The organism is Flavicella sp. (assembly GCF_037132785.1).
GTDB lineage: Bacteria > Bacteroidota > Bacteroidia > Flavobacteriales > Flavobacteriaceae > Flavicella.
Map to the genome: position 1 here is coordinate 1 of NZ_JBAHZZ010000077.1, position 6009 is coordinate 6009.

3 protein-coding genes are annotated in these 6009 nt (G+C 34.2%); 1 reads left to right on the top strand and 2 read right to left on the bottom strand.

Features of this window, described 5'->3' with window-relative positions; translation table 11 throughout:
- On the top strand, positions 1 to 402 hold a 402-nt coding region (locus V5787_RS05055; RefSeq protein ID WP_336892180.1), incomplete at its 5' end, for a transposase.
- Between the two features lie 761 nt (positions 403 to 1163).
- Here the strand turns inward: V5787_RS05055 and V5787_RS05060 are convergent.
- Both V5787_RS05060 and V5787_RS05065 read right to left on the bottom strand, forming a co-directional pair.
- On the bottom strand, positions 1164 to 2927 hold the full coding sequence (locus V5787_RS05060) for a RagB/SusD family nutrient uptake outer membrane protein (RefSeq protein WP_336892181.1): 1764 nt from the start codon (positions 2925 to 2927) through the stop codon (positions 1164 to 1166).
- Between the two features lie 42 nt (positions 2928 to 2969).
- Positions 2970 to 6009, bottom strand: a 3040-nt coding sequence (locus V5787_RS05065; RefSeq protein WP_336892182.1) for a SusC/RagA family TonB-linked outer membrane protein, incomplete at its 5' end; no start/stop codon positions are given.

The window sequence follows — 6009 nt, forward strand, 5'->3', positions numbered from 1 at the left end:
TCATTCAGCTATTTCTGTGGAATGACAATAGAACAGGTAGCACCAGACCACAGTACATTGAGTAGGTTTAGAACGGCATTGACTAAAACTAAAACCTTTGAAAAATTATTTTCAGTTATAAATTCTCAATTAGAGAATCACAACATTATAGTTAAAAAAGGACTCATTGTAGATGCAGGTGTCATTGATACACCCTTGCGTCCAAAAGGAAAAACAATTCACAAAGTAACAGAAGACCATTCAGGCCAAGAGGTTACTGTCACTAAAGACTATGCCCCTAGTGTAGATAAAGACGGTACTTGGTTAAGAAAGAGAGGAAAATATCATTTTGGTTTTAAGAAGCATCATCTAACCGATCAACAAGGCTTGGTTCTTGGAGTATTAACTACAACTGCAAGTTAAGAATGAGATATCTAATTTAGAAGATGTTTTAAATACAATCACCGTAAAGCTACCAAAAGACATTCCTTTAAAAGCTGATAAAGGCTATCAATCAAAGAAAAACGCAACACTTTTAAAAGATCGAAATTTAAAGAATCACATTCTTAAAAAAGCTATTAAAAATAAATCATTGACAAAATGGGAAAAACGATTTAATAAATTAATTGGTAAAACAAGGTTTAAAGAGGAGCGAACTTTTGGAGGAATATAGTTATGGTTTAAATGAGGAATTACAAGATACAGAGGTATGGAAAAAATGCATACTCAAAACCTGATGGAAGCTATTTGTTACAATTTATATAGAAGTCCAGGGATAATTGCCACTAATTATGAAAACTAAGGAAAAAATGAACCAAGAAAGAGATCCATAACTAACATAAACAATGAAAAAAACATAAATTTGGATTGAAAAATTCAAAATTGAAATCTAAAATTGATGAGAGCATTACGCAATGGTCTTAATTTATATAGAAGTCCAAGGTATAACTGCCTCTAATTTTAAAAATTAAGGAAAATTGAACCAAAAAATAGCTCTATAACTAACATAGACAATGAAAAAAAACATAAATTTTTAGATTAAAAAACAGAAACCTAAAATCGAAGAGGTCATTATGCAACCGTCTTAATGCATTAATACGTGTAAAAATATTAAAGAGTAGTTGTAGATATTATATCTACAACTACTCTTATTAAATTTACTGACAAAATTATTTACATACAAACTAATACCAACCAGGGTTTTGTACTAACGCTGAATTAATTATAATTTCATTTAATGGCAATGGCCACAAATAATTCTTATGACTATATATTCTAGTACTTACAGGGTCAATAATCAAGGCCTTTACTGGCCCTACTCCTGATTGGTAATCATCTTTAAAACCATATATAGCGGAAGTTACTGGATCAAAAAGCTCTTCATTTGTTGCATATTCAGTTCCTTCAATAACATATCCAATTAAGTCTGCATTTAAGAGTTCTTCGGCCGTATCCCATCGTCGTATATCGTTCCAATGATTATTATCTTCCATATACAGCTCAACTGTTCTTTCTCTTCTTATTTCTTCTAACATATCCAAACCATTAGTAGCTACTAATTCATTTGTTAAATGAGCAATGCCTGCTCTATCTCTAATTATATTAACGCTCAGATTTAAATCAGCATCAGAAATAGTACCCGTACTCTCATAGACAGCTTCGGCATACGTTAATAATATTTCAGCATATCTTAAATGGGCATAATTATACGCTTCTGTTCCCTCTGCTCTATAAAGATTCCAAGTTCTAAATTTTTGATTATCTAAATTAGAATTATTAATATTTGAAATAGGATTTATAGGAACAGATCCTTCTTCAATCACTTTTGATCCAAAATTAGCCCACATTCTCAAATCTCTATTTATAAATTGATCAGACTGATGGTAGTAACCTAAAAATTGAGAAGACTTATATATTGGTAATCCATCTAAACAAGAGTACATGTCTAAAGCTGTTTGAGTTGGTGCATTTCTACCCCCAACTGAATGGGTAAACATAGCATCCATTTGCTGGGCTGTTGCAAAGTCAAATATTGTTTGTATAATAAATTCTTTATTTGAAGATTTGTCGTAACCTCCAGGGTTTGAATCTGCACCTTCTAAAGTAAACAACCATCTATATGAATTATTATCCATATTTGGGTCGGCGTTTTGGTTCCAAATTTGATAATGCCCACTGTCCATTACAGATTTGGCCGCTATAGCCGCTTGAGAAATATAGGAGGCGGAGTTATTTTCCGATCCCGAACCTTCAAAATCGGTAACAGTACCTACATGTTTTTCCCAAGTACCTTCAAATAAAAGTACCCGAGACTTATAAGCTAATGCAGCTACACTACTAATTTTCCCTAATTCAGTACCTGTAGCTGTTTCAGGCAAACCCGAAATAGCTAAATCTAAATCTACAAGAATCTGTTCTACAACTTCATACCTACTATTTCTTGGAGCAAAAAGAACTTCAGAATCTACATTGGTTACTTCGATCATAATAGGAACACCTCCAAAACGTTTTAACAATCTAAAGTGTTGATATGCTCTAAAAAAATAAGCCGCCGCAACAGATTCACTTATATCTGAAGCATTACCGCCATCAGCAACATACTCATCCGCTTTTTTAAGCAAAATGTTTACCCCCCTTAAATTGGTATATCCATTGTTCCAATAAATATCAATACTTTGAGGAAAATTAATACCCTGCCCATAGTCCTGCACCCACGCATTTAATTCGGTGCCGTAATCTGAAATATCAGAAAATCCATCACCGTCTGTACCTTGAGGGGAATGTAGGGTTCTATAAAAATTATTGGCAGCATATTCGAAATCTTGAGGATTATCAAAATAAACAGACTCAGTTATACTGTCTAAATCGTCTAAGTCTAAAAATGCATCCTCACAGCTTACCATTAGAAAGAACAAGGCTGCTGTGAATAAAGTTATTGTTTTTTTCATCTGTATGTTTTTTTTGTTTAATACTTTTTGTCTATTCATGTCCTAAAACGTTACGTTTAGTCCAATTGCAAGTGTACGCTGAAATGGATATATTGATTTATCGTCCGTAGCAGAATTGGCACCAGACTCTGGATCAAAACCATCAACTAATGAAGAGAACTCAAAAAGGTCATTTCCAGAAACATAAACACGTAATTTAGACATATTTAATTTATCTATAACATCCGTTGAAAATGAATATCCTATCACAAGAGTTTTAAGTCTCATATATCTATTATTTTGCGAAAATACATCAGTATCACCCCAGTTATACTTAGCTAGAGCATCCTGAGCTGTTAATCTAGGATACTTAGCATCTGTATTTTCAGGAGTCCAAGTCTTCCCATTATAAGCAGTAGTTAAGTTAGACCAAGGAACATAAAACGGATATCGGTTAATCCCTGATCTAAGTACCGTTTGTTCTAGTTGCCCTTGAAAAAATGCCGTAAAATCAAAACCTTTGTATTTTGCTCCCAAATTCACTGCAAAAACGTAGTGTGCTTGTGCATCTCCTGCAAATTTAACATCTCCTTGCCCCTTATCTTCACTTGTATTTTGATCATTTATTACTCCATTGCCGTCTAAATCAACTTTTTTAGCATCCCCTATACGCAATGCTCCTGCACCTGTAGGAACTTCTGAACCAAGGATAGCATATTGTGCATTATAGGCATCAACTTCTTCTTGATTTTGGAACAACCCATCTGTTTCCCATAAGAAATATGAATTTAAAGGACGACCTTCAATTGTTGCATTTAAACCTGCCTGTATTAAATTTTCTCCTTCTAGATTAACTAATGTATTATTGCTGTCGCTCATATTGACGCCAATATTATAAGAGAAATCACCTTTTTGATCGCTCCAATTTAACATTACCTCCCAACCCGTAGTTTCTAAATTCCCGATATTTGTTTTGGGAGCTACATCACCTAATAACTCAGGGTATGTTTTACTTAATAGCATGCCATTATTCTTTCTTTCATATGTCTCAAAAGTACCAGAAAGCTTGTTATCAAACAGAGCAAAGTCAATACCTATATTCTTCATTACAACATCTTCCCAAGTACGAAGAGTGGTTGTCATACCGTTTACATAAGAGGTAGTACTTAGAGCTCCTGAATCTCCAAAAAGTTCTGTACCATTAGCTATCGTAGACACATAATCATAAGCCCCAATTCCTACTTGATTACCACTACTTCCAATACTCGCTCTAATTTTTAAATTATTTAAAACATCAACGTTTTCCATAAATGTTTCTTTATGAAGGTTCCATCCAGCTGATACACTTCCGTAATTACTAAATTTAAATCCAGGCGCAAATCTAGAAGAGCCATCACGTCTCCCAACTAACTCCAGTAGATATTTTTCTTTATAATCATAATTTATTCTTGCTAAATATGAATATAACCCTGTATGGTCTTGACCTCTTTGATGGTTGTCATTAGCTCCTCCATTTTCTTCAACTCCAGTAGCAACATTTAAATCATATACTCCTTCATCTACTATGTTTGTTCTTTTTCCCCAAAGTGCTTTAAATTCATTTTTTTCAGCTGTTATACCTACCATAGCTTTTATAATATGGTCGTCTAAGGTTTTTTCATAGTTTAAAAAACCACCGTAGGTCTGGTATTCTTTGACAATATGCAGAACTTCAATACTTGAATTTTGATTTACAGCATTAACATTTAATTCACCGTTCCAATTATAAGTTGGCACAGTTAGAGTAGTAATATCTTGTCTGCTATTTACATGGTTAATAGTTGCAGTTCCGTTCGTACTAAATCCATTCCCTATATCATATTTTAAAGCTAAAGTAAGTTTGACTATGTTTTGTTCAAAATCTTCTCTACCTCCGTCTGCTGTTCCAGCTATAGAATTTGTTCCTCCAATACCAAAGTTCCCATACCATTGACCTTGAGGGTTTTTTGAAGGAAACACCGGAGAATCCTGTGTAACTAGTGTTTGTCCAAACGATGATGAAGGACTGGAGGTTATATTTTTTTGCAGGCTAATATTAGCTCCTAAATTTAATTTTTCAGAAATATCAAAATCCGTATTTAACCTTACCGAATATTGTTTTATACCGTCATATGCAGTTTTTAAAGCTCCTTGTGACTCTGAAAGGCCCATAGATAATCTATACCTTGCTTCGTCTGTACTTCCAGAAAGGCTCAAACTCTGTTGATGCCCTGTGTTAAACCCATACAACTCTTCATATCGATCAGCTGGTGCCATATATATAAGTCCATTATATCCCCATGCAGGAAGAAGAGTTTGAAAAAACCCAGATTCTCCAGCCGCAAAACCTCTTACGGGTTCTTCTCCCCAGTTCCAATAATTAGGAACGGAATCTTGTTCAGCAGCATCTAACCATAATTGTCCATATTCCTGATAAGTTGGAACTGGAGGTCTTAAGCCTAAAAAATTAGCTCTAAACATAGAATTAAACTCCACTTTTAATTTTCCTTTACCTTTTTTAGTAGTAACTAGAATTACACCATTTGCTGCTCTAGAACCATAAATAGAAGCAGCACCATCTTTAAGGATACTAATTGATTCTATATCATCTGGGTTCATTTGGTAAAACTCACTGGTGTCAAATGCAGGTGCACCATCAATAATTATTAATGGACTTCCGCCGTTAACTGACGTAGCACCCCTGATTTGCATACTAACACCCTCATTACCTGGCCTTGTGGAAGTTCTGTTAATTACCAATCCTGGTGATTGCCCTTGCAATGCCAATGCTACGTTGCTGACAGCACGATCTTCAAATACTTCTGATTTTACCTGTTCTATAGCGCCAGTTAAAGTCTCTTTTCTAGCAGTACCAAAACCCACAACGATTACTTCATCCAAAGCCATCAGGTCTGATTCTAGGGATACATTAATAGTTGTTTTAGATCCTGAAACAATTTCTTTACTTACAAATCCTATACTAGAAAACACTAATATAGCATCAGAGGATGAAACATTTATGGAGTAATTTCCGTCAAAATCTGTTATTGTTCCTATTGATGTTCCTTTTAATATAACATTAACT

Coding starts and splice junctions, on each gene's coding strand:
- V5787_RS05060 (WP_336892181.1), bottom strand. CDS start 2,927: ATGAAAAAAACAATAACTTTATTCACAGCAGCCTTGTTCTTTCTAATG.